The following is a 25,759-nucleotide window of genomic DNA, read 5'->3' as shown; positions in this document are numbered from 1 at the left end:
TTCCTACTGACATCTTCAAGTGAACCTGCCGATTTAGTTCTGTTTCATACAGCGGTTCATACCGTTATCATGATTAAGTGTAAAGCTGTGCTTTAAATTAGGGTGGTACCACCAGGAATGGTCCCTAACTTAAAGTACAGCTTTTTTGTTTTTAAAAAGGAGGAACCTGCAATGTCAAAAAAACAATTTGTTGAGAAAATTACAAGCATGGAAGACGACTTTGCCCAGTGGTATACAGATGTTGTCACAAAGGCAAGGCTCGTCGATTATTCAAGCGTGAGAGGCAGTATGATCATTCAGCCGTACGGCTTTAAAATCTGGGAGAATATTCGCGACGAACTTGACCGCCAAATTAAAGAAACGGGTCATGAGAATGTCTATATGCCGCTTTTTATCCCAGAGAGCCTGCTTCAGCAGGAAAAAGATCATATCGAAGGCTTTGCTCCTGAAGTGGCGTGGGTGACACACGGCGGTGAATCCGAATTACAAGAAAGGCTCTGCGTCAGACCAACCTCTGAAGTGCTGTTCGCTGAGCATTACAAAAACATTATTCATTCCTACCGTGATTTACCGAAGCTATATAACCAATGGGCCAATGTTGTCCGCTGGGAAAAGACAACACGTCCCTTCCTCAGAACCCTTGAATTCCTATGGCAGGAAGGGCACACGTGCCATGAGACTGAGCAAGAAGCGATTGAAGAAACAGAAAGAATGCTTCACACTTACGCTTCTCTTTGCGAAGATCTCCTTGCCATTCCTGTCATTAAAGGGAGAAAAACAGAGAAGGAAAAATTCGCCGGCGCTCGCTTCACCTATACGGTTGAAAGCTTGATGCATGACGGAAAAGCGCTGCAAACTGCCACTTCTCATTTCTTCGGGAACGGATTTGCCAAAGCATTTGGCATCGAATTCTTAAACCGTGAAGGAAAACTAGAGCATGTCCAGCAAACCTCTTGGGGTTTCACAACAAGAATTATCGGCGCTATGATCATGGTGCATGGCGATGACAGAGGGCTCGTCCTCCCGCCAAATATTGCGCCAACCCAAGTGCGTATCGTGCCAATCGCTTCTCATAAAGAAGGGGTACTGGATCATGCCTACGAATTGAAGAATCGCCTCGCCCGCATCGCACGTGCTGACATCGACGCAACCGATAAACAGCCAGGCTGGAAATTCAACGAGTGTGAAATGCAGGGTATTCCGCTACGTGTAGAAGTAGGACCAAAGGACATCGAAAAAGGACAAGTGATGCTCGCAAGACGAGACACTGGTGAAAAGCAAGCTGTCACGTTAGATGCACTTGAACAAACCATCACAGCAACACTTGAAGACATCCAGCGGACGATGTACGAAAAAGCGAAAGAACGATTACACGAAAAGACATCACACGCCCACACAATCGAAGACATTGAGCAACTTCTTGCGGAAGAAAACCGATTGATTAAAGCCATGTGGTGCGGTGATGAAGCCTGTGAAAACGACATTAAAGAAAGAACAGGCGCGACCTCACGCTGTATCCCATTCGAACAGGAAACCATTTCTGACACATGTGTCTGCTGCGGCAAGCCTGCATCTGATATGGTGTTCTGGGCGAAAGCCTATTAAGAATATGAACGATAAAGGAGCATCTCTCATGATGCTTCTTTTTTGTTAAAAAGACCCAAACACCCATTGACCTCACCTGCATGATCCCCTATAATTCATATTAATATAATCGGTTTTTAAGACATTAACTGGAGTGGTGATACATGAAACGCTGGCCCTCATTCTTTGCCGAACGCTGTCCTAAATGTAAATCCGCATTAGAAGTCTCAAAGTCCAATGCCCTGCAAGGCAAAGTCGTGAAAACATGTCCCAACCTTCATTATCAAAAAGAGTACCACCCCGCACTAGAAACGTATATCGAGCACGATGACGTCCAATAAAAAAGACCAACATGTTTGCTTTGTTGGTCTTTTCTTTATAAAATATCCAGCCAAATTTTGACCGCTGTCGCCGTAATCATCACAGCAAGTGCCCATTGCAAGTAGACGGCATTGATTTTCTGACCGACCTTCGCACCAATCGGAGCTGCCACCAAACTTGCCGCCATCAGCACAACAGCAGGAAGAAGCATGACCTGACCCGTCAATACCTTTCCAGTCGATGCGCCTATCGCAGAAAGAAACGTAATCGCAAGAGACGATGCAATCGTCATCCGTACAGGAATTTTTAAAATAGACAGCATTACAGGCACTAAAATAAATGCGCCGCCTGCACCTAATACCCCGGAAACACTGCCAATCACAAAGGCAATAGCTGATGCCAGCCCTTTATGAAAAGTGACTTCTCCCTCTGCGTCTGCACGCTGTCCTTTTTTCGGAATCAGCATGAGAATTACCGCCACAATGGCGAGTAATCCATAGACGAGGTTCATCCCTTTCTCCGGCATAAAATGTGATACATAACTGCCTAATAAGCTGCCCGCCAATATACTGCTTCCCATATATAAAATCAGCGAGCGATGTAAAAATCCGCTTTTCCGATAAGCAAGTACACCACCCAGTGTCGAAAAAAGCACTTGAATGGCGCCAATCCCTGATACCTCGTGTGCTGATAGTGCCATCACACCGAAAAGAGGCGGGATATAAAGCAGCATGGGATAGTTGATCACAGATCCGCCGATCCCCACCATTCCTGATAAGAAGGAACCAAGACATCCGATGATAAAAAGTGTAATCAAAAATGCAAAATCCACGATGGTCTCCTCCTTTGCAAAAGGAAAAGGGGATCTTCAGCAGATACCCCTACATCCTTTAGGACCCTTTTCTCATCCAGAACTTCAGCACGTGACCTTCTTCTGTCTGCGTGATCAATTCATGTCCGCTTGACTTCGCCCATGCGGCCAAGTCAGCTTTAGCCCCTTTATCTGTTGCATGTATTTCTAAAACTTGACCTTTCGCCAAGTCGTTCATTTTTTTCTTCGTTCGAATAATCGGCATTGGGCATGCGAGCCCTGTTACGTCTAAAATTTGATCTGATGTCATTTGATTGTTCCTCTTCTCTTATTTTATTGGACATTACCGAATCGCACAACGGTTTGGACCCATTTCCATTTCCCGCTGCTCTTCCACATCTGGGTTCAGCTTCCCCATATTGGCTTGACGAATCTCTTGAAAGGCATGCGGCTGTGCAGGCAGACCTTCCGTCACCATCTTTCTAAACACATGTTGATCTTCAATATGAAGCCCATGATTCTCTTTTAAAAGTGAGCCTAGCTCCTTCCAAACACTGCCGTCTTCATTCATTTCTTCTATGGTCATGAAGTGCGCAGGCAGAACGATGTATTCCTTTGAAAACGCCATATACCGTTCATAAAGCGTCTCTCTCAAATCATCTACCCAGTCCTCCGCCATTCCAGCAAGATCAGGTCTTCCAATTGAATCAATAAACAAAATATCACCTGAAAGAAGATATTGATTGTCTACGATAAAAGATGTTGAGCCGATCGTATGTCCCGGGGAATAAATGGGTTGAATATCAATAGAAGCTGTTCCAATCGTTATCCGCTGTCCTTCTTCAAGACGTTCATATTCAAAGGTTACCTCTTCTGCATCTTTTGGCGGCAGCCAGTAGGTGGCACCCGTTTGTTCAGCCAGCTTTTTCCCACCAGAAATATGATCTGCATGAAGGTGAGTATCCATCACATGCGTCACAGAGACCTCATGCTTTTTCGCAAAATCCATATAGACCTCCGTCATTCGAGCTGCATCCACGACCGCAGCTTCTCCATTGGACATGATCATATAGGACAGACAACCCTTGCCCATCCGTACAAATTGATACAGCTCTCCGCCGCCTTTTAAATTACCTATTTTCACTGGCTCTAGATGCTCACTCCATGCCCTCATGCCGCCCTGCAAATAATGAACAGGCACGCCAGCCTCTGACAGCATCTCCGCCACCAGGATAGAGGAACCTTCCTTAGCACAAACCACCAATACTTCACGGTCACTAGGAATGTGCTGTAAAAGACCGTCTACTCCGTCAAGCAGATCAAAATAAGGCACATTCATATCAACGATTGCTTCCCCTTCAATCTTCCAGTCCTGTACATCTGCTTGATTTCGCACATCTAGCAAAAAGAGCGGCTCTTTGCCCACGATCTTTTTTGTTAACTGCTCTGCAGTCATGGCTTTTACCGTCATGCTTTATTCAGCTCCTATTTTTCAATGGCTCCTGTCCAGCTATTCATGCCTGGCACCACATTGATTAATTGTTGAAATCCTTTCTCTTTTAGCTTTTGCGCAGCTAATTCACTTCTTCTGCCTGAATGACAGATGAGATAAATGTCCGATTCTCTTGTTAACTCCTCTGCACGATCTTCCACCTCACCAAGCGGGATATGAACAGTTCCTGGGATATGCCCCGCTTCGTATTCATCCAGCTCTCGTACATCCAAAATAAACAGAGATTGATCTTCTTTTACCTTCTGTTGAAAGGCATGCAAAGATATTTCCGAAATCATGGGCTCCCCTTCTTCCTCTTGCGCTCCGCCCTTACGAATCAAATGATGGAGCACCTGTCCTTCTACTCTTGTTCCTAAAAACTCATGGCCGGCACTTTTTGACCAAGCCGCTAAATCCGCTGCTGATCCTTTATCGGTAGCTTGCACTTCAAGTACATCTCCTGGCAAAAGCTCATTCATTTGTTTTTTTGTTTTCACAATCGGCATCGGGCATGCCAATCCTTTTGCATCTAAAATGACTGTTGGTTGCTGCATGTGATGTCCTCCTTTATATAGGGGTGGGGGTATATTTTTATGCGTGCTTAATGCCAAGCATTCATACCACCCTTGATGTTTGTAATATGAGTAAATCCTTGCTTCTTCAATATTTTCGCTGCCTGCATACTTCTTATTCCGCTTTGGCATATCACATAGACCTCTTTGTCTTTCGCAAGCTGATTTGCTCGTTCTTTTAGCTGAGGTAATGGAATGTTTCGAAATCCTTTAATATGGTTTGTTTGAAATTCTACTGGAGATCGTACGTCAATCAGTTGTTGATGTTGTCTAAGCAATTGAGGTTTCATATCGGCTGCATCAATTTGTTTTACACCCTTTACAGGAAGAAAACGGCTCACCAGCAAACCAATGACGATGATGATCAAAAGTGTTTGAATCATGTGTTAACACCTCACTAGATAAATAAATTCACATTCCCAATTTCAGCCTCTGCTAAATACGCCGCCACACCAGCATATTGAATATCATCTAATAATTCTTTCTCCTGCAGCCCTAAAAGATCCATCGTCATTGTACATGCTACGAGATTAATCTCCTGTTCCTTCGCCATATCAATGAGCTGCGGCAAGGACATGGCATTGTGCTTTTTGATCACGTGCTTAATCATCTTTGGGCCCATTCCAGCAAAATTCATCTTTGAAATGCCCATTCGATCAGCCCCGCGCGGCATCATCTTACCAAACATTTTTTCTAAAAAACCCTTTTTCATTGGCACCATCTCATCCTTGCGCAAGGCATTCAGCCCCCAAAAGGTATGAAAAATCGTCACCTCATGATCATAGGCTGCTGCACCATTGGCAATAATGTAAGCCGCCATTGCTTTATCATAATCCCCACTAAATAGCACAATCGTCGTGCGTTTTTTCTGTTCTTTCATTCTGCTCCTCCTTCATCATTACCCACGGGGGTATATAGAAAACAAAAAATATATACACATACCGGTAAGGGTATATTATAACAAGTAAAAAAATCCGTCAACCTTCAAAGGCTGAAGAATTTCTTACCGGCTTTTCACCAATAGCTCAACCGCTTCTTTCACAAGACCTTCCGTATCCTTACCTTGTTCAAGACTTTCACGGACACATTGCTCAAGATTTGTACTCACAATCACACCCATCGCCCGATCAATGGCATTGCGTGATGCAGACAGCTGCGTCACTACCTCGCGGCAATCCTTTCCCTGCTCCATCATCGCAAGAACCCCTTTAATCTGCCCCTCAATCCGGCGAAGACGGTTCTTCATCTGTTGATTATATTCCATTTACAAGCACCCCTTTCTATTCTTTCTATGAACAGATAGTATACCCTAAGAGGTATTTAGTCAAACGACTTGCCCTTCTCTTTTGTAGAGAACGTATGTGAAAATAATTGCACATTCCACCATTTATTGATAAAAAGAAAATAATCAACGAACGAGAAATCATTGAAGAAAAGAGGACAGCCCATGACTTTACATCATTATATTGGATCAAACAAAGAACTGCCGCTTGGTACCATTGGTCAAAATCCTACCTATCAACCATTCTCTGAACTCAATATCAACATCTTTAATAAAAAACAAAAAAAGCCAAAAACCTATCAAAAAGAAGAACTTTTGATAGAAGTATTTGAAACAGAAGAGGATTTCGAAGGCATTCATATTGATGATCTAGATCCCGTCTATGAAGCGGTAAGAAACAAATTCACACATCCTTTTGTTTATGAATTAGACATCATTCATTCTCTTCGTGCTCTTTTTAAATTCATTGAAAAAGAGCTGTCAAAAGGAGAAACTATCGAAATCTATTCTTGTGTAGATGGATTCGAAACGAAAGAAAAGGATAATCAATTGGACGTAGAAATTGACCTAAGCAAAAAACGATTTGGAAAACATATCGATTTTAAAGGGATCGATGAACTGATTGATATGTTTGAATTAGAAAACTTACAATATGTGTTGGTGAAGAAATAGAGAAGAATTGACATGGAACATCAAAATGCTGTGTTATTAGAGATTGTAGAAGCGTAACCTTGGTTAAACAAAGATCAATTGAAGTTATTAATAGAAAAGCGCATATAAATGTAACACGGAGGTAGTTGAAAAAACAAAAATCCCATCAATTACCTCTTTGCAGATCATCGTAAACTTTTTCAAAAATTTCTATTGGTATTGAATACTTCGTTGTCTTATCATTACGGTAATTAACCACTATATCGATATGATGTTGCCTTTTTTCAAATTCAATAATTGAATTCTCCCATCTATCTCTAACGGATATAACACAATTACCATTTTTCTTTTCCTTTTTTTGATAAACATAATCCATTTTATCTCTCCATTGTCGTAAGTAATTTTAAAAACGTATAAAAGTAGTTTCTACCATAAATACTTAATATGATTTCAATTGGACCTAATGGATGATTCAATAACCGTTTACATATCTAAATATCAAATTAGGGCTCCAAAGAGTAGAATACCTATGATAAAACATAGTAGTGATAACTATCTCAATGAAACATCCTATATTTTAACAAAATGATACACTCAAATAATGACTTCGTCTCTATTTCTTAAGAAATTTAAGATGAAATCAAACTAATGATGAAAAAGAAGGTGACCCATGCCATGCCAAACAACCAAACACCCAACCCACTCATTTATGAAAAATCACCCTACCTCCTTCAGCACGCCCACAACCCAGTTCACTGGTACCCGTGGGGGCAAGAAGCATTCGATAAAGCCAAACGTGAAAATAAACCAGTGCTTATCAGTATTGGTTACGCCACATGTCACTGGTGGCATGTCTTTTAGAATAACCATCTGTCTCAATTTTCATTCCAACATTTTTGAAATGGTTAGTTCTCCATGTTTTATCATACAGGACTCCGACTTGCTGAAGTTTTTCTATGATCTGACCTGGCTTTTTATCTTTTCCATTTCTTAATCAGCAAAACTCGCGGTTTGTTTCAAAATCCTTTACATTTACATAAATTATCTCAACTTTTGACTGCTTTCTTCATATTCCCCTTAAAATTGAATAATCACTTTCCCTTTTGGCCGTCCATTTGCAACTAGTTCTAGTGCTTCATTTACTTTGTCGATGGTAAATAATGTCGGATGAATTGCTGGAACAATGTTGTTTTCTTCAATGATTTTTGTAATTTCTTTAAGTTGTGCGCCGTCAGAACGAACGAAAATAAAATGATATTCCACGTTTTGTTTCTTGGCTTTGCGGTCATACTTTGCGCCAGCAAGAGAAAATAATATTTGTTTCCATCGTGGGAAATTTCGCTCTTTCCCGAAACGTTTATTCGGACCTGTCCGAAGGGAGAGCAATTTTCCACCCGGTTTGATTATACTCAATTCTCGTTCAAATTCTTTAGGTCCCAATGTATCAATTACGTAATTCACATTCGACAACAAGTCAACATAGTTTTCTATTGTATAATCCAAATATTGGACTGCACCCATTTCCAAAATGCGTTCGCGCGCTTCTGAGCTGCCACTAACAATGACATTTAGGCCCATTGCCTTTGCGATTGGTACTGCCAGTTGACCAAAGCTGCCTGATCCACCTGGAATGAAAACAGATTTACCTGACTGTGTCTCAAGTTCTTCATGTAGACCTTGATACGCTGTGAGTCCAGCCAGTGGTGCAGCAGCGGCTTCCTCGTAAGACAAATTTTTTGGCATGGGTGCAATTGCGGCAGCGTCAATTGCGGCATATTCCGCAAAAGCACCGATTTTTTCGAGAGGGAGACGTGTATAGATGGCATCTCCTATGTGAAATTCCGTCACATTTTTTCCGACTTTTTCGATAACACCTGTCAATTCATTACCAAGCGTTAATGGGAATTCATAATCTTGAATCAGTTTCACGCTGCCTGACATAATTAACATTTCGAGTGGATTGACCGCCGCAGCTTTGACCTTTACCAAGACTTCATTGTCAGCGATCTCTGAAATTGGAATGTCATTAATTTGGACATGGGGATTTTTTGAATATTTGGTGATCTGAGCTGCTCTCATGAGTGTTTTCATTTTTTTCATTAGCACCCTTCCGTTGAGTTGCTTTTATTAAGTTTCTTTACCTTAATTTTATTATTTTCACTGTCTACTTCATTTTTTACCCTCAATATAATTCTTTTTATTAAAATCTTATATTATTCCAATCGTTTAGGTGGAGGGAACCTTATTTTAGGATCAACCCACCACCTAAACCTTAAATACTCACAAAATTATCTTTTTATTCAATTGGTACTGTTGTTTTTTAGAACGTTCATTCTCAAATGATCAAATTTTTTAAATCGATACTGCGAAGAACCTATGTTTATCAGCTACCCCAACACGTTATTTTCGTTCTTTTTAGTTATATACCCTTTGTTAATACATTAAACGCCTAGTATTGGATAGATTTGATCTCTTAAATTGAAATTGTAGCTTTCATCTACAATGCCTACAACTTTATCGTTGTCATAAAGTTCCATCATAAAGCCAGCCATTTGCTTAGCTGTGTGATACATTGGCATAAAGTTTTTGTAATCAAATTCTTCTACATCCTGTGCAGTTTTCTCAAATTCTGTTTCAGTCACTGCTGGTGCTAAAACTTTTGCCTTCATTTTTGCACTTTTAAGCTCTAGTTCTTTTGCAAGCCCTTCTGTAAATGCACTTACAAAATATTTAGATGCAGAATAGGTAATACCACCAATATAAGTTGCATATCCAAGTGCAGAAGATACGTTAATTAATTGAGTTCCCTCTACATGAGAATAATCACGTACAAAAAGTGTAGAAAGGATTGTCAATGACTCGATATTAAGACGTAACATGGACTCTACTTTTTTTAAACTCTGATCCGAAACAGAAGAAGATTCACCAAGACCAGCATTGTTAATCCACGTCTCAACTTGATATTCCTTTAAATTCTCATAAAGTTTATATGAGTTGGCTGTATCAGATAAATCACTTGTACGAATGATCACATCTACATCTGAATGGCTGTCTTGAATTTTTGATTTAAGCTCTTCCAATTTATCTAATCTTCTAGCCACAATAATTAGATTTTTGCCACGAGCAGCAAATGCTAATGCTGTTTCATATCCAATACCTGAGCTTGCTCCTGTAATAACTGTATACTTCATATCATTCTCTCCTCAAGATCTTATTTTTAATTCATTAATCGATATGACACAACACGTATTTCTAGGTTTCTGTCTTTATAAAAGTCTCTGTAATTTTCCCAACAACCATTTAATCCATTTCTGGTTTTTGGCTAGAATGGCTGATCATAAAACACCCCACTCCAAGTCACCCTCAATTAGGTCAATGCCCTGTTCTTTGCTGTGTGGATCTGACCATACGGGTCACCATTTTGCGTGGCATCAACCGCGGAAGAAATGCCGTGAACCGGTTGCGAGCGCCTGGTATTATGAAGGTCTTGCCGCTAAAGAAGCCTCGGTACCCTTCCTCAGCCACCTGCCCGGCCTCCATGATAGTACCACTCTGGAATAACTTCGATTCACTAATACCCGAACGATCAACGAAGCCGGTTGACGTAAGTCCCGGACATAGAGCCGTCACAGTCACTCCTGTGCCGCTCAACTCGTTCTCCAAAGCCTCGGTGAACGACAGCACGTACGCCTTCGTTGCGTAATAAACCGACATCATAGGTCCCGGAAAAAAAGCCACCACCGAAGCCACATTCATCACGCCTCCTTGGCCCCGTTTAACCATATCCGGCAAGAACATTTTCGTCATCACAGTCAAAGCCTTGATATTGACGTCAATCATATTCGTCTCTTGTTCTAAATGCGTCTCCAAGAATGTTCCGTACAAACCGAAGCCAGCATTATTGACAAGATAGTCGACGACGATCCCCTTCTCCTTGAGCTCAGCAAAAATCTCCTCCGGCACGCCAGATGACGCCACATCCTTGGCGATGACCGTCGCTTGACTGCCATACCTTTTACGATATTCTTTTGCAAGTTCAAAAAGCTTACCCTCACTACTCGCCACCAGTACTAAATTAAATCCTCCCTTGGCAAAACGATCTGCCAACTCTTTTCCAATCCCACCAGATACTCCAGTGATAAGAACAGTTTTTTTCATTTTATAGCAAACCTCCATTTTCAGTTTAATTTTTACCATAGTCTGCTATCTCTAAAGCTTATTAAAATTCTCTATATTTTTTAGCGCACATGTATCTTTTAAAAGAACCTAAGAAAAAAGGATGTGACCATCCCTTCCCTAAATGGGATAGTCATATTAAATCAATACTTTAAGAAAGGATAATCTGTATAACCTTCTTTTCCTCCTGCATAGAGCGTGTTTTTATCAGGTTCGTTTAGGGGAGCACCTGATTTAATCCGTTCTACAAAGTCGGGATTAGCTAGTACCCAAGTGCCTACTGTGACAACATCTGCAATACTATTATCTACATCCGACGAAAGCTGATCTAGAGGACGACCTGGACGGTTAACAAGAAGTGCTTGATCCCAAAGTTGACGTACATCTTTGAGAAATTGCTCATCTCCAAAGTGCATTAAATGCAGATATGCTAGGTTAAGCTTATTTAATTCACTTATTAAATAGCGATACATCTCAAGACTATTTTCCCCCTCATCAATTCCTTGCAGTGTTCCTTGAGGAGAAAAACGAATTCCTGTTCTTTCTGCTCCTATTTCATCAATAACTGCTTTAGCTACTTCAATTGCGAAACGAGAACGCCCCTCAATCGTACCACCATATGCATCTTGACGATGATTGGAATTTTCACTAAGGAATTGTTGGATCAAATATCCATTCGCTCCGTGAATTTCAACTCCATCTGCACCTGCTTCAATTGCTGAACGTGCTGCTACACGAAACTCTTTGATAATATCTTTTATCTCAAGCTCACTTAGTTCTCTTGGTGTTGGAATTTCTTTCATTCCATCTGCCGTGAAAATTTCTACACCAGGTGCAATAGCTGACGGTGCAACTGCTTGGCGGTGATGAGGTGTGTTATCTGGGTGTGATACACGTCCTACATGCATAATCTGAATAAAAATATGACCACCTTCACTTTGAACCTTAGAAGTTACTTTTTTCCATCCTTTAATATGATTTTCTGTATAAATACCAGGTGTATTCATGTAACCCTGCCCATCATCTGAAGGTTGGGTTCCTTCACTTATAATTAAACCGGCTGAGGCACGCTGCCCATAGTACTCTGCTACTAATTCGCTTGGCGTACCATCTGGTAAAGCTCTATTTCTAGTCATCGGAGCCATACCTATGCGATTTTTCAAGTCAATGTTTCCAATATGAACTTTTTCAAATAATCTGCTCATTAGAATACTCCTTTTAATAAGAATGAGAATCAAGAAATAAATTCACGTGTTCTGCAAATAGTTCTGGAAATTGAAACAGATGCCCGTGACCAGAATCAGGATATATAATCAGCTGTGCTTTGGGTAATTTCTCGGCTAAGATATAACTGTTTTTAGTCGGTACCATCACATCATTTACACCATTAGTAACAAGTACAGGTTGTTTGATGTTTTGAAGCCATTCATATTCATGATTAGATTTTGGTTTAGCCCACTGTGCAATGGCTTGTAATTGTGCCTCTTTTACTTGTTCTGAACTGTTTACTTTTTTCTGATTAAAAATTCTTTGTAGTGAAGCCATTCCTGCAGATTTACTTGTTTCAGTTTGTTCGTAGAAAAAGAACATAAAATCATTCATTCCATCTCCTTCCGTTCCACCGTGACGATTCATTCTTTCAAAAATCTCTGGATTTGGATTAACACCAGATTCAGGGGAAGTACCTGCCATAATAATTTTTCTTACTAAACCTCCTTCTTGTAAAGCTAGCTCTTGCGCAACCATGCCGCCAATGGAAAAACCAAGAATATCAACTTGTTCCAATCCAAGGGTTTTTATAAATGTTGCTGTATCTTTTGCCATATCAGCAATTGTAGTAGGCGTTAGTCCACTGGTCTCACCAATTCCTTTATTGTCAAATAAGATTACGGGGCGTTTATTTGCAATAGGTTCAAGCATGGCTGGATCCCAGTTTTCCATCGTTCCTCTAAAGTGAACAAGAAATACTAGTGGTATACCATCTTGTGTACCAAATTTTCTAAATGCGTAACGAGTTCCATCTGCTTCAACAAATTCTGATTCTGCCGGAATTCTAAATTTTGTCATTATTATGTTCCTCCTTAGAAATTAAGACACGATAAGTATTATGATGGTTTGTTTCATGATAATTTTAGAATGATCATTCTAAAATGGGCAAAAAAAGAAAGCTAGTCCAACACTGAAAGTGCTAGAGTAATGATGCTTTCCAATTCTTTTTTACTGTAATTCGTTTTGATTAGCACTCTTATACCTACCAAGTTGTTGTGTAAAAAACGAGATGTGTTCTGAGAATCGATTTCTTTTGATATCTCTCCACTAGTTTGGCCTCGTGTTATAAGGTTATTAAACATATCTTCAGTACGGTTAAACATTTTTGTAACGATGCGCCCAATTTCATCGTCCAACAAAGATAATTCAGTGGCTGCATTTACTGATAGACAACCTTTCGGGTATTGTTCAACGGCATTCAGTACAAAAATAAAAACATCACGTATCGCCTGTTTAAAAGATGAAGTGTTGCTAATTATTCTTTCCATCTCATTGGTGATGAACTCTTCATAGTGATTAAGAGAAGCTAAAAACAATGAACGCTTGTCACCAAATGTGTCATATATACTTCTGCGGTGTATCCCCATATGATCCACCAAATCTTGCATGGATGTTTTTTCATAACCCTGTTCCCAGAAAAGCTCCATTGCTTTTCTTAATACTGCTTTTTCGTCAAACTCTTTATTTCTAGCCATTTTATTTCTCCTTAAAAAAATCAATGAACCAGTACTACATAAAACGTCAAAGCCCATTATAGAATGGACATTCTAAAATAAACGCATGAAATTAAAACCATGATTACATAATACCCTTTTTAGAACGATAAGTAAAGAATTATAAATTCACCAATATATTTGGCTTCCTATGTTGAGTTTGGTCTTTTCCAACCTGTCTGAAACACGTGAGTATCAGTAGCCATTAAAATGAGATCACACAGCGGTTTCACCGCCATAAAGTCAATTTTTCTTAACGCTGTCAGTGTAAATTGCACGATACATCTTCATAAATATTAACAGCATTTTTGAAATACTTATATTTAATCGCGATGTTTTATATTAACTTACCTATTGTAAGTATTTATGATAATGAATGTGATAAGCTAACAACATAATTAATAACGAAAAAAAGAGGTGTTTTTATTCCTACTCACAAACATACCAACATGTTAATCACTGAAAAATCACCCTACCTCCTTCAGCACGCCCACAACCCAGTTCACTGGTACCCGTGGGGGCAAGAAGCATTCGATAAAGCCAAACGTGAAAATAAACCAATGCTTGTCAGCATTGGCTATGCCACTTGTCACTGGTGCCACGTCATGGCACACGAAAGCTTTGAAGATCAACAAGTCGCTGACATCTTAAATGAGCATTTCATTTCAATCAAAGTCGATCGTGAGGAGCGTCCAGATATCGACTCAATGTATATGTCAGTTTGTCAGATGATGACGGGGCAAGGCGGCTGGCCGCTCAACGTGTTTGTCACGCCGGATCAAAAGCCTTTTTATACGGGGACGTACTTTCCAAAGAGAAGTGCATACGGGCGTCCTGGCTTCATCGAGGCACTGACACAACTGCTGGATGCGTACCATAACGACCGGGATCATATTGAATCATTGGCTGAGAAAGCGACAAATAACTTGCGGATTAAAGCAGCTGGGCAGACAGAAAACACACTGTCTCAAGCGGCAGTTCACAAAGCCTATTATCAGCTCATGAGCAGCTTTGATACACTGTATGGCGGATTCGGCTCCGCACCGAAATTTCCTGCACCTCATATGCTCTCTTTTCTGATGCGCTATTACGAATGGACAGGACAGGAGAATGCGCTGTATGCAGTCACGAAAACGTTAGATGGGATGGCAAATGGCGGTATATATGACCATATTGGTTCCGGTTTTTCTCGTTATTCGACGGATGAAAAATGGCTTGTGCCACATTTTGAAAAAATGCTGTATGATAATGCCTTGCTGATGGAAGCTTACACAGAAGCGTATCAGCTCACCTCAAAACCTGAGTATGAAAAACTTGTCCAACGCCTGATCCAATTTATTAAACAAGATATGATGAATCTAGGCGGCTCCTTTTATTCAGCGATAGATGCAGATTCTGAAGGGAAAGAAGGACAATATTACGTTTGGGCAAAAGATGAGATCATCACCCATTTAGGCGAGGACCTCGGCGCATTATTCTGCGCTGTCTACCACATCACAGAAGAGGGGAACTTTGAAGGGGAAAACATCCCTCATACCATTTCCACCTCTTTTGAGGACATCCAGGCCTCTTTTTCGATCGACAATAAAACCCTTCAGTCTAAGCTGCAAGAAGCCCGTCACATTTTACAATCAGTCAGACAGCAGCGACCCGCACCGCTTGTCGATGACAAGGTGCTCACATCATGGAATGCGCTGATGATCGCAGCTCTCGCCAAAGCAGGAAGGGTCTTTGATGCAGATGAAGCGATCCGTATGGCGAAGCAGGCGATGTCTTTTCTAGAAACACATCTTGTTCAACATGATCGTCTCATGGTCCGATATAGAGAAGGTGACGTGAAGCATCTCGGCTTTATCGAGGATTATGCGCATATGCTAAAAGCCTATATGTCTTTATATGAAGCGACCTTTGAATTAGATTGGCTGGAAAAAGCCACAGCCATTGCGGAGAACATGTTTGAGCTGTTTTGGGACAAGGAAAAAGGGGGCTTTTTCTTCTCGGGATCAGATGCGGAAGCGCTCCTCGTTCGAGAAAAAGAAGTGTACGACGGTGCCATGCCTTCTGGTAACAGCACCGCACTCAAGCACCTTCTCATGCTAAGCAGACTGACCGGACGTCAGGATTGGCTAGACACATTACGGCAGATGTTCCAAGCCTTTTATGTCGATGTCTCTTCCTACCCAAGCGGACACACAGCGTTTCTGCAAGGGCTCCTAAGTCAATATGCAACCAAAAGAGAAATCATCATTCTCGGAAAAAACGGCGACCCTCAAAAAGAACAGCTTTTACAGGCGCTTCAAAAACGCTTCGTGCCATTTGATATCATATTGACTGCCGAAACAGGGAAAGAATTAGCAAAGCTCGCGCCCTTTACAAAAGATTACAAAACAATCGATGGCAAAACCACCGTGTATATTTGTGAAAACTACAGCTGCCGCCAGCCAATCACTGATATCGACGAAGCGATGGAACAATTATTCCCCGATTAAGTTTGTCATGAGATGACTATGAGAAGACAAAATGAGGACAAACAGATAAAAAACATGTCAATCCGCTAACAAATTGTCTGTACGGTTTTATTTTTCCTAAAAAACGGTTAGAATGCGCACTAGACGTTCTCATACCGAAGGGAGAGAAAATGATGAAAAAGGTATCATACACACTCATCGCTTGTTTGTTATCTGTTGGACTTGCAGCCTGCTCGTCAAACGATGCCAAACAAGATAAGCAAAACGATTCAGCTAAAAACAAGGAAACAACACAGGCTGATCAAAAAGAGCAGCAAAAGCAAATGGAAGAAATGCAAAAGAAATTAGACGCACAAAAAATCGATGATCAAAAGGTCGTTGTGACTGTCAACAAAGACAAAATCACAGGCAGTGAATACAATAGCGCTTTATCTACCATTCAAGGACAGCTTCAGCAGTCCGGGCAAGACCCAACTTCTAAAGAAGGCGAGAAAGCAGTCAAGAAACAAACCATTGATGCGCTCGTAGGACAAGAGCTCATCCTGCAAGATGCTGAGAAGAAGGGCTTCAAAGCCTCTGACAAAGAGGTAGATAAGCAGCTAAAGGAAGAAAAGAAACAGTTTAAAGACAACGCTCAATTCGAAGAAGCACTTAAAAAGAGCGGACTCACATTGGATCAGCTGAAAAGTGACATTGCTGACAGCATTAAATACAGCCAATATGTCGACAAAGAAATCAGATCAGCCTCCGTCTCTGAGAAAGATGTCAAAGCGTATTATGATCAATACGCAGACCAAATGAAAAAACAAAAGCAAAAAGCACCAGAATACAAAGAGGTTAAATCACAAATTAAAAAACAGCTAGAATCTCAAGAAAAGCAAAAAGAAGTCCAAAAAGAAATTGAAAAACTAAAGAAATCTGCGAAAATTAATGTGTCTCTATAACCGCTAAGAAAAAATCCGCCATTGTGCGGATTTTTTTTGTTACTTCATGACCCATTTTTCCAAATTTATGACAAAAGCCTCATCATAAACGTCTCTTCCATCCGATATGATGGGAGTACAAAAGAAAGCGCTAACAATTCTTTTGTCTCTGAAAAGGTACAGGATCAAAAGCAATTCTCGTACTTTTGCTTCAGTCAATCAGACATCTACAAAAGGAGGATCTTTCATGTTCAAATGGTTTAAACCTGCTCCGCATATCGACAGGCTTGATGATGCCAAAACAGACGAGACGTATAAGCGGCTGCGGCTGCAAGTCTTTCTAGGCATCTTTATCGGGTATGCGGGCTACTATTTGCTGCGCAAAAATTTCGCTTTTGCCATTCCATATCTACAGGAAGAGGGGTTCACAAAAAGTGAATTAGGCTTTGTACTCGCAGCCGTATCTATCGCTTATGGCTTTAGTAAATTCATCATGGGGATGATCTCAGACCGCTGTAACCCCAGATACTTTTTAGCTGCCGGACTCTTTTTATCCGCTCTTATCAATATCCTATTTGTCTCATTTCCATGGGTTACATCCAGTGTATGGATCATGTTTTTATTCATGTTCTTAAACGGCTGGTTTCAAGGCATGGGGTGGCCGCCATGCGGACGTACGATGGCGCACTGGTTTTCGGTTAGTGAACGTGGTACGAAAATGTCCATTTGGAACGTCGCTCACAATATCGGCGGGGGGATTCTTGCACCGCTTATCACATTAGGGATTGTACTGTTTGCGACGTGGAAAAGTATCTTTTTCTTCCCTGCCATCATTGCCATTATCGTCTCCTTCGTGATCATACTTCTCGTACGGGATACCCCGCAATCCACTGGTCTTCCGCCAATTGAGGAATATCGAAATGACTATCCGGCACAAAAGTATGAGGATCAAGAAAAAGAATTAACAGTGAAAGAGATTTTATTTAAATATGTACTCAACAATAAATTCCTATGGTATATCGCAATCGCCAACGTGTTTGTATACTTCGTCCGTTACGGTGTCGTTGATTGGGCGCCGACCTACTTAACAGAAGCAAAGGGCTTTTCACCAGAGCATTCACGCTGGTCTTATTTTCTTTATGAATATGCAGGCATTCCCGGTACATTATTGTGCGGCTGGATTAGTGACCGCTTCTTTAGAAGCCGCCGCGCACCAGCTGGCGTCATCTTTATGGCCGGGGTGTTAATAGCCGTTCTTGTTTACTGGTTAAACCCTGCAGGCAATCCAATGGTCGATAACATTGCCCTCATCAGCATCGGCTTTTTGATTTACGGCCCGGTCATGCTCATTGGACTTCAAGCCATTGATCTCGCTCCGAAAAAAGCAGCTGGCACTGCTGCCGGACTGACAGGCTTCTTCGGCTACATTGGCGGCTCTGCCTTTGCCAATGCCATGATGGGTGTCGTCGTCGATCACTATGACTGGACAGGAGGCTTCATTTTACTGGTTGGTTCTTGTGTGCTTGCGATTGTTTTCCTCGCGATGACATGGAATACAGGAAAACGCGTTGAGCAAGCTTAATGAAAATCACATAAAAGATTCATATCCGCCCAACATGCTCTTTACATCTATTTCTTATGATGGAGGCAGTTACCGTAAAAGGAGGATAAAATATGAAGAAAAGTAGATTACTTGCTTTCGTGTTGCTCTCTTTTGCTTTACTGTCTTTTGCGTGGGTGCCGGCCACCGTATCGGCACATGAAAACCTTTTATCTCCAGATCGCATCTTAACCGTTGCACACCGCGGAGCATCAGGGTATGCACCAGAGCATACCCTGGCTTCCTACAAGCTCGCCACAAAGATGAATGCAGATTACCTCGAACTCGACCTTCAAATGACAAAGGATGGACATCTCATCGTGATGCATGATGAAACCGTTGACCGGACCACAAACGGAACAGGCTGGGTCAAAGACCTCACACTTGCCGAAATCAAACAACTTGATGCTGGTACCTGGTTTAACGAAGCCAATCCCGACAGACAAAATGCCAACTATATCGGACAGAGAGTCCTGACATTAGATGAGGTGCTTCGCTATTTCGGCAAACGAGAGAATTATTATATTGAAACAAAAAAACCAGACCTTTATCCGCAAATGGAAGAAAAACTATTGGCCGCCTTAAAGAAACATCACCTTCTTGGGAAACACACAAGAAAAGGGCAGGTCATCATTCAATCCTTTAGTGAAGACAGCCTGCTAAAGCTGCAGAAATTAGCTCCACGCCTGCCAAAAGTACAGCTATTAGACAGAAACCAAATGACATCCATCACAGACGATCAGCTCGACTTTATCAAAACGTACGCCGTGGGTGTTGGACCGAATTTCAGAGCATTAACACCTGAAAACGTCCAGCAGGTCAGAAGCCACGGACTCCTCCTTCATCCATATACGGTAAACAGCGAAGCAGACATGACCCGTCTACTGCAATACGGCGTCACCGGCCTTTTCACCAACTATCCAGATGTCTTTAACCGTGTCAAAGCCTCGTTGTAACAACAAAAGCCTTGCGGTCCGCTCCGCAAGGCTTTTGATTATTTCACCGTTTGATTAGATGAAGCTGTTTCAATCGGCTTTCGTTTTCCAATTCCAAATATGAAGAAACTAAGCGCTACAACAATCAAGAAGACAATTCCCACAATAAGAGAAATACGCGTATCCTGATTAATGAGCATAAACACAAGAACCATCAATAAGAAACCAATAGTGAGATAATTAGAAACTGGTGCCAGCGGCATCTTGAACGGATGCTGATCAAGCGCTGCCCCCTTCGCCTTTCTGAAGCCAATATGACTAATCAAAATGACAAACCAAGGCACCATCCCAGGAAGTACACTCGCACTATACACATAGACGAAAATGTTTGGCGGAGAAACATAATTCAGGACCACTCCTATCGCTAAACCAATCAGCACAGCGAATGTCCCAAAATACGGTACACCGTTCTTCGAAATTTTCGTAAAGAAAGCCGGCGCCTGACCATTCACACCTAATGTATAAAGCATACGGCCCGCACTGAAAATACCACTATTACAGCCGGACATCGCTGCTGTAATGACAACAAAGTTAATAATACCAGCTGCTGCTGTAATCCCGATCTTCGCAAACGTCGCTACAAATGGACTGCCAAGGGTATTCAACAGATCCCAAGGATACACAGTCACAATGACAAAGATCGCACCGATATAGAAAATCAAAATACGCCAGATGATACTTTTGATGGCATTTGTCAGCGTCTTTTGCGGATTTTGCGCCTCACCCGCTGTAATCCCAATCAGCTCGACACCTTGATAAGCAGCAATAACTAGAGACAATGCAAACAGGAATCCGCTAAACCCACCTGTAAAGAACCCGCCATGCGCCCAAAGATTAGACAGCCCAATAGGAGTTCCGCCATTTCCAAAACCGAAGAAAATAATGCCTAGACCTGCAACAATCATCAAGATAATCGTCACAATTTTGATCATCGCAAACCAAAATTCAAACTCACCGAACGACTTAACCGAAATCAAATTGGCCGCTCCTAAAATGATCATCGCAATTAACCCTGGAATCCACGCAGGCAGCTCTGGGAACCAATATTTCATATAAGCCCCAACCGCAATAATTTCAGACATTCCGACAATGACCCACTGGAACCAGTTACTCCAAGCCGTCATATACCCTGCAAGCGGATGAATATATTGATGCCCGAATGTAGCAAACGACCCTGTACTCGGCTCAAGATATAACATTTCTCCCATCGCACGCATAATAAAAAAGATAAAAATACCACACACTGCGTAAGCTAGAAGAACGGATGGACCTGTCCACTGAATGGCCTTCGCTGACCCCATAAATAAGCCAACACCAATTGTGCCGCCAAGAGCGATCATTTGAATATGGCGGGCACTTAACCCTCTCTTTAATTCCTTTTGAGCCACTTTTCTTCCCCCTCATCAACAAACAACATAAAAAATAAAAATCAGAATTTTCATTCTGATTGAGAAACATCAATCTTTCGATGTATATTATCATAATAAATCTACCCTTAAAAAACAATTGTTTTTTTGAGGAAAACACTATTAACAAAATATTCTGACATAAAAGTAAGTTCAAATTATTTTATATTGATATAATCAATAAACATAAAAATCTTCAAAAAAAGACCGCTCACACGGTCTTCTAAGCTCAAGATGTAAATTTATGGGAACATCGGCAATTGCTTTCCTAAAACACTTTCCTCTAGTAAATCACAGTAGAAAGTCCCCAAGACAACAAGTAGAAGAGCATAATCAGCACAGCTGACCCCGTATATAGAACAGGGATCGATAAATTCATGATAAAATCAGTGAGCCCACTAAATTGCGCTGCTAAATAGAGAACAACAGGCGGTCCCATAGCAGATAATACGATAAAGCCAATGATCACTGCCGTTGTGATATAGCCAGGCTTTAAGATATAAAACAATGGAAACGTACACGCCGCGAACAATAAAAACAACCCGCTGCCAATCGCAATATCTGACAGCGAAAACAGCTTCCCAAACACAAGTAATGCAGCACTTGTCAGCCCGATCGCAATACTCATATAGAAAATGGCGCCAAGATAACGTGATGCGATAATTTCTTTCCGTGTATAGGGCAAGGAGTTTAATAGAATATTCGTTTCTGCCTTTTCATCATACGCATATGTGTTAAATGGAATGAAGACACTAGCGACTATAAACGTCAATACTGGATGGACATCCATGAAAATAAAAAATAAGATAAACGGAATAAAAATAAGTAACTGCTTCTTTTGCAAAATCACATCACGCTTAATTAAATGAAACATGCGCAACCCCGCCTTTCAAATAAAACATGATATCCTCAAGCGACGCCGGTTCAATCACAACAGCATCCCCAAAAATAAGTTTCACCTCATCAACCCGATCGGTTAATGCTTCAAATCCGGCTGCTGTACGCTGGATATGGACAAAGGCCTTTTCTGTATCTCGATCCAATAACTCCAGGCTTCCTTTCACAAGCGCATAACTCTCTGCCACTTCATGAATCGACTGTTGAAAAACCAGCCTTCCATTTTGTATAAACGCAATATAATCCGCAATCCGGTCTAAATCAGTCGTCACATGCGTTGAGAAAAAGATCGTCTTATTTCCATCAATCATCAATTCTTGTAACGTGCTGAGCAGCTCTCTTCTAAAAACCGGATCTAAACCAGCAGTTGGTTCATCCATGATAATCAGCTCTGCATGATGTGACAGCGCAATCGCTAGTGAAGCCTTCATCTGCATCCCTTTTGAGAATGTTTTAATCGCTTTATGAAGCGGCAGACCAAACTGCTCAATATATTGATCAAAAAGCTGGTCATCCCAGCGTTTATAGGCAGGAACCACAATCCGTTTGATGTCCTTTAAATTCAACCCTGGAAAAAAAACATTGGCATCGTAAACAAATCCGATTCGTTCCTTAATCTCTTTTTCATGAGTATGATAATCCAATCCAAAAACTTTTATGTCACCTGAATCGGGTTTTAACAAATTCATGATCATTTTAATGGTGGTCGACTTACCCGCTCCATTCTCTCCAATAAACCCTGTAACAAAGCCTTTCTTAACCCGTAAATCAAGATCCTGAACGGAAAAGTCCTTGAATCGTTTCGATACTCCTTTGAATTCAATCACATGCTCCACTCATCTCACTCCTCATATAAAAACTTTAATAACTGCTGCAATTCATCGAAAGATAAGCCTAATTCTTTCCCGTTTGTGACAACCGCTCCAAGCTGTTCCTCGATCACCTTCAATTTCTTCTCTCTCATCACTTCTAGGTTTTGTTCCGCAACAAATGATCCCTTGCCTACAATCGAATAAATAAATCCCGCCTTCTCTAACTCTTCATACGCTCGCTTTGTTGTAATCACGCTAATTTGTAGATCCTTCGCCAGCTTTCGAATAGACGGCAGTGCTGCACCTTCTTCAAGCTCACCTGTTAAAATCATCGATTTGATTTGATTCGTAATTTGCTCATAGATAGGCTCCTTAGAATGGTTTGAAATCGTAATTTGCATATAAAAACCTCTTTTTTCAGATAGTTGAAACGAAATATTGTATATACACTATATATACATTATATACACACTAAAAGAATATTCAACCATTTTAAAAACATTCTCCTCATTTTTTTAAAATAAAAAACCGCACAGCCCTTAAAGCCATGCGGTTCTTTAACAAAATGCTTTATTTCCAATATACCCATTTGCCCATAAGCCACTCCACAGGACCTCTTCTCCATTTTTTCAAATAGAGATAGCTGATGAACAGCTGTGCTGTGTACAGTCCGACAGCAAGCAGCAGCCCAAATATTGATCCCAATTGTCCAAATAGACCAAGTCCATAAGAATAGAAAATCGTTGTACAAATAATCGACTGCGCCAAATAGTTTGAGAGAGACAAACGGCCAAGTCCTGCAAGCAGGCGTTTGAAACCTTGGGCTGCCTTCGAATAGTAGAAAACAATAAAGGCTTGAATATACCCAATCGTCAGCACATAGGCACCCAGCGTAATCACCAATTCACTCCAAGGAGCATCAATGAACGTCGCACATTTTAAAACGAGCCCGATGATAATCATCCATACCCAGCCTTTACGATAAGCCATGCCTCGATCTTCTTCTGTCAAATGACCCTTTTTCCCGATCGCCATGCCAAGCAGTGTAAACGGGCCAACCATGATCGTACCAAAAAGAAAACCTAATATCGGCATAAGCGTAATGGTCACGATCGCCAGAATCATGGTCACAATCATCATATCGTCTTCAACCGTAATCCGGCTGAGCAAAATATCCCCATAATCACCTTTCGCATACACATCGGTTAATAAATCATCAGTCCCATAAACAAATTTCATCATGTATGGCAAAACGACTAATGACAACGCACCTAACACACCCGACCAAATAAGCATTGTTTTAATCCGGCTGCTCAAAAACATCATCAAGAAAAACGTACAAGCTCCATAATAAAGAAGAATGTCACCGTTCCAAATAAAGATGTAATGAAGCATCCCAAGCACAATCAGACCAAAACCCCGGCGAACAACAATGGCATTCGTATTTAATCCCTTGGCCTTCGTCGATTCAATCAGCTTGATAAAAGAATACCCAAACAAAAAGGAGAAAATCGGATAAAAAGACCCTTGGAACAAAATTTCCGTTAGATATACACCGAATTCCTGTCCCCAAAAACTCGAATCAAACATTTTCTCAAAATCATAATCATATTGAAAATTAAGCATATTCACAATCAAAATACCTAATAAACTAAAACCACGTAAACTATCAATCAACTCAACCCTAGATCCCTTCAACACGACAGCTCCTTCGGACAATATAAAGATAAAGCATATTTATCCTACCACACTTTTTAAAAAATGGTTTCCATCCCCATGTGAAAAAGTGCGTTTTAAGGTAAATTTAATAAAAAAACCTAGAATCTATATTCTAGGTATCATACTAAATACTTATGACTTATGACTTTCTTCTTCCCGCAGCACACGCTTCAAATAAAACAAAATTCCCAAACCGAATAAAATCAACGCCATTTCCAAGTCTGCAGAAATCGGCAACCATTTCAGCATCATTAAAATCAGCAAAACCCCTCCAGCACCTGCGAAAAAAATGACGTTTCTTTTTAATTGAAACAACACTCTCTCCCCCACTATTTATCCAATTGAATGTTTTTCTAACTTTTTCAATATTCTTTCCCAGCCGGTATCTCCCATTTTCCGATCTATTAACTTTCCCTCTTCATCTATGAGGCAAAAGCTAGGTAACCCTTGAATCTTATACTTTGCAACAATCTCATAATCTTGATCCAAAACAATCGGAGCGTTCATATTTTTTTCCTCTGCATACTCTTGAACAACATCTGCCGATTTTTCCTCTTCTGTATATGGAACATGGACACAGGTTAAATGAATACCCAGCTCATTCACACGTTGTAGGATATGATTGGTTAATTCTTCACAATGAGGACAGTTGACTGACCAAAAATAAAGAAGCTGATGCTGTCCCTTAGGTACACTCCTTTGATCTGAAGGGTAAATCCAAGGAAGATTCTCAGGCCAGTTGAGTTTCTGCGTTCCCACTATTCATCCCCCTTTTCTTTTAGCTGAAAGGCGATGATTTTTCCTAATGCTTCCTCTGCAGCAAAAGGAGTGACGCTGCCTGTTGGATTTTCTTGTTCTTGTTTTAAGCACTCGTACATGTTTTTTTCAATTTTTGATGGATCAATCCAAGAGATACACCATGATGCCCAGAAACAAGTAGGTCCCTCATAACGTTTAGCCAGTGCCAGAAGGAATGGCAAGCTAGGCTGCCCAATCCTCATGAGTGACATGGCAGCGGCCATTCTTGTATCTTCTTCGTCACTTTCTAATAGCCGAGCTAGCGGTTCTGCTGCGTCCCCCGCATCTGCTCCAAATTCACCAAGTACAGCTGCTGCAATGTTCCGAAGAGAACCTTTTTCTTTTAAAGCTTCAACAAGGACGGGCACTGCATCTTTTCCTGATTTTCTCAATTCCCCCATTGCTTGAACGATCGTTACTTCATTTGTATTGGCCAATTGTTGAACGGATTGAGACAGCTTATTTTCTGGTTTCATTTACAATCAACTCC

At 41.0% G+C, this 25,759-nt stretch carries 29 protein-coding genes, 2 pseudogenes and 1 other annotated feature (1 of these 32 cut by a window edge); of the genes and pseudogenes, 9 read left to right on the top strand and 22 right to left on the bottom strand.

Annotated elements, in window-relative coordinates; all coding sequences use genetic code 11:
- Positions 1–129, top strand: a binding site (T-box leader) (it extends 67 nt beyond the left edge of the window).
- A 42-nt stretch (positions 130–171) separates the two neighbouring features.
- Positions 172–1,605 carry a proline--tRNA ligase gene (proS, locus tag AWT60_RS02205; RefSeq protein ID WP_056768467.1) on the top strand — a complete coding sequence of 478 codons (1,434 nt, stop codon included), beginning with the start codon at positions 172–174 and terminating at the stop codon, positions 1,603–1,605.
- 143 nt (positions 1,606–1,748) lie between these two features.
- Positions 1,749–1,925, top strand: a complete 177-nt coding sequence (locus AWT60_RS02200; protein WP_162860209.1) for a hypothetical protein — start codon at positions 1,749–1,751, stop codon at positions 1,923–1,925.
- Between the two features lie 35 nt (positions 1,926–1,960).
- Here the strand turns inward: AWT60_RS02200 and AWT60_RS02195 are convergent, their stop codons facing one another.
- From AWT60_RS02195 to AWT60_RS02165, 7 genes are all read right to left on the bottom strand, one after another.
- Positions 1,961–2,737, bottom strand: a complete 777-nt coding sequence (locus tag AWT60_RS02195; RefSeq protein ID WP_087976307.1) for a sulfite exporter TauE/SafE family protein — start codon at positions 2,735–2,737, stop codon at positions 1,961–1,963.
- Positions 2,738–2,795: 58 nt separating this feature from the next.
- On the bottom strand, positions 2,796–3,026 hold the full coding sequence (locus AWT60_RS02190) for a sulfurtransferase TusA family protein (RefSeq protein ID WP_075622234.1): 231 nt from the start codon (positions 3,024–3,026) through the stop codon (positions 2,796–2,798).
- 33 nt (positions 3,027–3,059) lie between these two features.
- The gene (locus AWT60_RS02185; RefSeq protein WP_218676842.1) at positions 3,060–4,187 is read right to left on the bottom strand and encodes an MBL fold metallo-hydrolase; all 1,128 of its coding nucleotides are present in this window, start codon (positions 4,185–4,187) and stop codon (positions 3,060–3,062) included.
- A 14-nt stretch (positions 4,188–4,201) separates the two neighbouring features.
- Positions 4,202–4,762 carry a sulfurtransferase TusA family protein gene (locus AWT60_RS02180; protein ID WP_218676841.1) on the bottom strand — a complete coding sequence of 187 codons (561 nt, stop codon included), beginning with the start codon at positions 4,760–4,762 and terminating at the stop codon, positions 4,202–4,204.
- 47 nt (positions 4,763–4,809) lie between these two features.
- Positions 4,810–5,163, bottom strand: coding sequence for a rhodanese-like domain-containing protein (locus AWT60_RS02175; protein WP_218676840.1), 354 nt, complete (start codon positions 5,161–5,163; stop codon positions 4,810–4,812).
- A gap of 14 nt (positions 5,164–5,177) precedes the next feature.
- Positions 5,178–5,660, bottom strand: a complete 483-nt coding sequence (locus AWT60_RS02170) for a DsrE/DsrF/DrsH-like family protein (RefSeq protein WP_087976311.1) — start codon at positions 5,658–5,660, stop codon at positions 5,178–5,180.
- A gap of 123 nt (positions 5,661–5,783) precedes the next feature.
- Positions 5,784–6,044 carry a metal-sensitive transcriptional regulator gene (locus AWT60_RS02165; protein WP_003217059.1) on the bottom strand — a complete coding sequence of 87 codons (261 nt, stop codon included), beginning with the start codon at positions 6,042–6,044 and terminating at the stop codon, positions 5,784–5,786.
- Between the two features lie 183 nt (positions 6,045–6,227).
- Here AWT60_RS02165 and AWT60_RS02160 point away from each other — a divergent pair, with 183 nt between their 5' ends.
- A complete protein-coding gene (locus tag AWT60_RS02160) occupies positions 6,228–6,734 on the top strand; it encodes a hypothetical protein (RefSeq protein WP_041106131.1) in 507 nt (168 codons plus the stop codon).
- A 145-nt stretch (positions 6,735–6,879) separates the two neighbouring features.
- On the opposite strand, the gene AWT60_RS02155 is transcribed toward AWT60_RS02160, so the two are convergent.
- On the bottom strand, positions 6,880–7,089 hold the full coding sequence (locus AWT60_RS02155; RefSeq protein WP_041106129.1) for a hypothetical protein: 210 nt from the start codon (positions 7,087–7,089) through the stop codon (positions 6,880–6,882).
- A gap of 299 nt (positions 7,090–7,388) precedes the next feature.
- On the opposite strand from AWT60_RS02155, the pseudogene AWT60_RS02150 reads away from it, so the two are divergent.
- Positions 7,389–7,568 (top strand): annotated as a pseudogene (locus tag AWT60_RS02150) (DUF255 domain-containing protein); the annotation flags it as partial.
- Positions 7,569–7,790: 222 nt separating this feature from the next.
- On the opposite strand, the gene AWT60_RS02145 reads toward AWT60_RS02150, so the two are convergent.
- From AWT60_RS02145 to AWT60_RS02120, 6 genes are all read right to left on the bottom strand, one after another.
- Complete coding sequence (locus AWT60_RS02145) at positions 7,791–8,804, bottom strand: NADP-dependent oxidoreductase (protein WP_218676888.1); 1,014 nt, start codon at positions 8,802–8,804, stop codon at positions 7,791–7,793.
- 350 nt (positions 8,805–9,154) lie between these two features.
- Positions 9,155–9,904, bottom strand: a complete 750-nt coding sequence (locus tag AWT60_RS02140; RefSeq protein WP_218676838.1) for an SDR family NAD(P)-dependent oxidoreductase — start codon at positions 9,902–9,904, stop codon at positions 9,155–9,157.
- 181 nt (positions 9,905–10,085) lie between these two features.
- The gene (locus AWT60_RS02135; RefSeq protein ID WP_218676887.1) at positions 10,086–10,871 is read right to left on the bottom strand and encodes an SDR family NAD(P)-dependent oxidoreductase; all 786 of its coding nucleotides are present in this window, start codon (positions 10,869–10,871) and stop codon (positions 10,086–10,088) included.
- A gap of 161 nt (positions 10,872–11,032) precedes the next feature.
- Complete coding sequence (locus AWT60_RS02130; protein ID WP_218676837.1) at positions 11,033–12,094, bottom strand: alkene reductase; 1,062 nt, start codon at positions 12,092–12,094, stop codon at positions 11,033–11,035.
- Between the two features lie 13 nt (positions 12,095–12,107).
- The gene (locus tag AWT60_RS02125; RefSeq protein WP_218676836.1) at positions 12,108–12,956 is read right to left on the bottom strand and encodes an alpha/beta fold hydrolase; all 849 of its coding nucleotides are present in this window, start codon (positions 12,954–12,956) and stop codon (positions 12,108–12,110) included.
- A gap of 101 nt (positions 12,957–13,057) precedes the next feature.
- The gene (locus AWT60_RS02120) at positions 13,058–13,633 is read right to left on the bottom strand and encodes a TetR/AcrR family transcriptional regulator (protein WP_218676835.1); all 576 of its coding nucleotides are present in this window, start codon (positions 13,631–13,633) and stop codon (positions 13,058–13,060) included.
- A gap of 467 nt (positions 13,634–14,100) precedes the next feature.
- Here AWT60_RS02120 and AWT60_RS18685 point away from each other — a divergent pair.
- The 5 genes and pseudogenes from AWT60_RS18685 to AWT60_RS02100 form a co-directional block, all read left to right on the top strand.
- Positions 14,101–14,568, top strand: a pseudogene (locus tag AWT60_RS18685) (thioredoxin domain-containing protein); the annotation flags it as partial.
- Positions 14,569–14,652: 84 nt separating this feature from the next.
- Positions 14,653–16,140 carry a thioredoxin domain-containing protein gene (locus AWT60_RS02115; protein ID WP_368240438.1) on the top strand — a complete coding sequence of 496 codons (1,488 nt, stop codon included), beginning with the start codon at positions 14,653–14,655 and terminating at the stop codon, positions 16,138–16,140.
- Positions 16,141–16,292: 152 nt separating this feature from the next.
- Positions 16,293–17,063 (top strand): SurA N-terminal domain-containing protein, encoded by a 771-nt coding sequence (locus AWT60_RS02110; RefSeq protein WP_218676833.1) that lies wholly within the window; start codon positions 16,293–16,295, stop codon positions 17,061–17,063.
- Between the two features lie 226 nt (positions 17,064–17,289).
- Positions 17,290–18,624: a glycerol-3-phosphate transporter gene (glpT, locus tag AWT60_RS02105; RefSeq protein WP_061110460.1), complete on the top strand. Its 1,335-nt coding sequence runs from the start codon at positions 17,290–17,292 to the stop codon at positions 18,622–18,624.
- 92 nt (positions 18,625–18,716) lie between these two features.
- A complete protein-coding gene (locus AWT60_RS02100) occupies positions 18,717–19,598 on the top strand; it encodes a glycerophosphodiester phosphodiesterase (protein WP_056768487.1) in 882 nt (293 codons plus the stop codon).
- Positions 19,599–19,636: 38 nt separating this feature from the next.
- On the opposite strand, the gene AWT60_RS02095 is transcribed toward AWT60_RS02100, so the two are convergent.
- The 8 genes from AWT60_RS02095 to AWT60_RS02060 all read right to left on the bottom strand — a co-directional run bounded on the left by AWT60_RS02095 (position 19,637) and on the right by AWT60_RS02060 (position 25,745).
- Complete coding sequence (locus tag AWT60_RS02095; RefSeq protein WP_218676832.1) at positions 19,637–21,025, bottom strand: amino acid permease; 1,389 nt, start codon at positions 21,023–21,025, stop codon at positions 19,637–19,639.
- A gap of 301 nt (positions 21,026–21,326) precedes the next feature.
- Positions 21,327–21,917, bottom strand: a complete 591-nt coding sequence (locus AWT60_RS02090) for an ABC-2 transporter permease (RefSeq protein WP_218676831.1) — start codon at positions 21,915–21,917, stop codon at positions 21,327–21,329.
- Positions 21,901–22,776 carry an ABC transporter ATP-binding protein gene (locus tag AWT60_RS02085; RefSeq protein WP_218676830.1) on the bottom strand — a complete coding sequence of 292 codons (876 nt, stop codon included), beginning with the start codon at positions 22,774–22,776 and terminating at the stop codon, positions 21,901–21,903. The genes AWT60_RS02090 and AWT60_RS02085 overlap by 17 nt, the downstream gene beginning before the upstream one ends.
- Positions 22,777–22,781: 5 nt before the next feature.
- Positions 22,782–23,153: a GntR family transcriptional regulator gene (locus AWT60_RS02080; RefSeq protein ID WP_056768488.1), complete on the bottom strand. Its 372-nt coding sequence runs from the start codon at positions 23,151–23,153 to the stop codon at positions 22,782–22,784.
- Positions 23,154–23,322: 169 nt separating this feature from the next.
- A complete protein-coding gene (locus AWT60_RS02075; protein ID WP_218676829.1) occupies positions 23,323–24,450 on the bottom strand; it encodes a DUF418 domain-containing protein in 1,128 nt (375 codons plus the stop codon).
- 153 nt (positions 24,451–24,603) lie between these two features.
- Positions 24,604–24,786: a hypothetical protein gene (locus AWT60_RS02070; protein ID WP_256928172.1), complete on the bottom strand. Its 183-nt coding sequence runs from the start codon at positions 24,784–24,786 to the stop codon at positions 24,604–24,606.
- Positions 24,787–24,804: 18 nt separating this feature from the next.
- On the bottom strand, positions 24,805–25,230 hold the full coding sequence (locus tag AWT60_RS02065) for a TlpA family protein disulfide reductase (protein ID WP_218676827.1): 426 nt from the start codon (positions 25,228–25,230) through the stop codon (positions 24,805–24,807).
- Positions 25,230–25,745, bottom strand: coding sequence for a HEAT repeat domain-containing protein (locus tag AWT60_RS02060; RefSeq protein WP_218676826.1), 516 nt, complete (start codon positions 25,743–25,745; stop codon positions 25,230–25,232). Before AWT60_RS02060 ends, AWT60_RS02065 begins: the two co-directional genes overlap by 1 nt.
- Positions 25,746–25,759 lie beyond the last annotated feature (14 nt).

The sequence above is a fragment of the Bacillus sp. F2HM genome (assembly GCF_019266135.1).
Lineage (GTDB): Bacteria > Bacillota > Bacilli > Bacillales > Bacillaceae > Bacillus > Bacillus safensis.
Note: the sequence above shows the minus strand (reverse complement) of the source record. Positions and strands in the feature narration are given on the sequence as shown.

Coding starts and splice junctions, on each gene's coding strand:
- AWT60_RS02080 (WP_056768488.1), bottom strand. CDS start 23,153: ATGCAAATTACGATTTCAAACCATTCTAAGGAGCCTATCTATGAGCAA.
- AWT60_RS02130 (WP_218676837.1), bottom strand. CDS start 12,094: ATGAGCAGATTATTTGAAAAAGTTCATATTGGAAACATTGACTTGAAA.
- AWT60_RS02145 (WP_218676888.1), bottom strand. CDS start 8,804: ATGAAAACACTCATGAGAGCAGCTCAGATCACCAAATATTCAAAAAAT.
- AWT60_RS02110 (WP_218676833.1), top strand. CDS start 16,293: ATGAAAAAGGTATCATACACACTCATCGCTTGTTTGTTATCTGTTGGA.
- AWT60_RS02140 (WP_218676838.1), bottom strand. CDS start 9,904: ATGAAGTATACAGTTATTACAGGAGCAAGCTCAGGTATTGGATATGAA.
- AWT60_RS02160 (WP_041106131.1), top strand. CDS start 6,228: ATGACTTTACATCATTATATTGGATCAAACAAAGAACTGCCGCTTGGT.
- AWT60_RS02100 (WP_056768487.1), top strand. CDS start 18,717: ATGAAGAAAAGTAGATTACTTGCTTTCGTGTTGCTCTCTTTTGCTTTA.
- AWT60_RS02090 (WP_218676831.1), bottom strand. CDS start 21,917: ATGTTTCATTTAATTAAGCGTGATGTGATTTTGCAAAAGAAGCAGTTA.
- AWT60_RS02125 (WP_218676836.1), bottom strand. CDS start 12,956: ATGACAAAATTTAGAATTCCGGCAGAATCAGAATTTGTTGAAGCAGAT.
- glpT (WP_061110460.1), top strand. CDS start 17,290: ATGTTCAAATGGTTTAAACCTGCTCCGCATATCGACAGGCTTGATGAT.
- AWT60_RS02115 (WP_368240438.1), top strand. CDS start 14,653: ATGAGCAGCTTTGATACACTGTATGGCGGATTCGGCTCCGCACCGAAA.
- AWT60_RS02175 (WP_218676840.1), bottom strand. CDS start 5,163: ATGATTCAAACACTTTTGATCATCATCGTCATTGGTTTGCTGGTGAGC.
- AWT60_RS02190 (WP_075622234.1), bottom strand. CDS start 3,026: ATGACATCAGATCAAATTTTAGACGTAACAGGGCTCGCATGCCCAATG.
- AWT60_RS02200 (WP_162860209.1), top strand. CDS start 1,749: ATGAAACGCTGGCCCTCATTCTTTGCCGAACGCTGTCCTAAATGTAAA.
- AWT60_RS02165 (WP_003217059.1), bottom strand. CDS start 6,044: ATGGAATATAATCAACAGATGAAGAACCGTCTTCGCCGGATTGAGGGG.
- proS (WP_056768467.1), top strand. CDS start 172: ATGTCAAAAAAACAATTTGTTGAGAAAATTACAAGCATGGAAGACGAC.
- AWT60_RS02135 (WP_218676887.1), bottom strand. CDS start 10,871: ATGAAAAAAACTGTTCTTATCACTGGAGTATCTGGTGGGATTGGAAAA.
- AWT60_RS02060 (WP_218676826.1), bottom strand. CDS start 25,745: ATGAAACCAGAAAATAAGCTGTCTCAATCCGTTCAACAATTGGCCAAT.
- AWT60_RS02120 (WP_218676835.1), bottom strand. CDS start 13,633: ATGGCTAGAAATAAAGAGTTTGACGAAAAAGCAGTATTAAGAAAAGCA.
- AWT60_RS02155 (WP_041106129.1), bottom strand. CDS start 7,089: ATGGATTATGTTTATCAAAAAAAGGAAAAGAAAAATGGTAATTGTGTT.
- AWT60_RS02170 (WP_087976311.1), bottom strand. CDS start 5,660: ATGAAAGAACAGAAAAAACGCACGACGATTGTGCTATTTAGTGGGGAT.
- AWT60_RS02180 (WP_218676841.1), bottom strand. CDS start 4,762: ATGCAGCAACCAACAGTCATTTTAGATGCAAAAGGATTGGCATGCCCG.
- AWT60_RS02185 (WP_218676842.1), bottom strand. CDS start 4,187: ATGACGGTAAAAGCCATGACTGCAGAGCAGTTAACAAAAAAGATCGTG.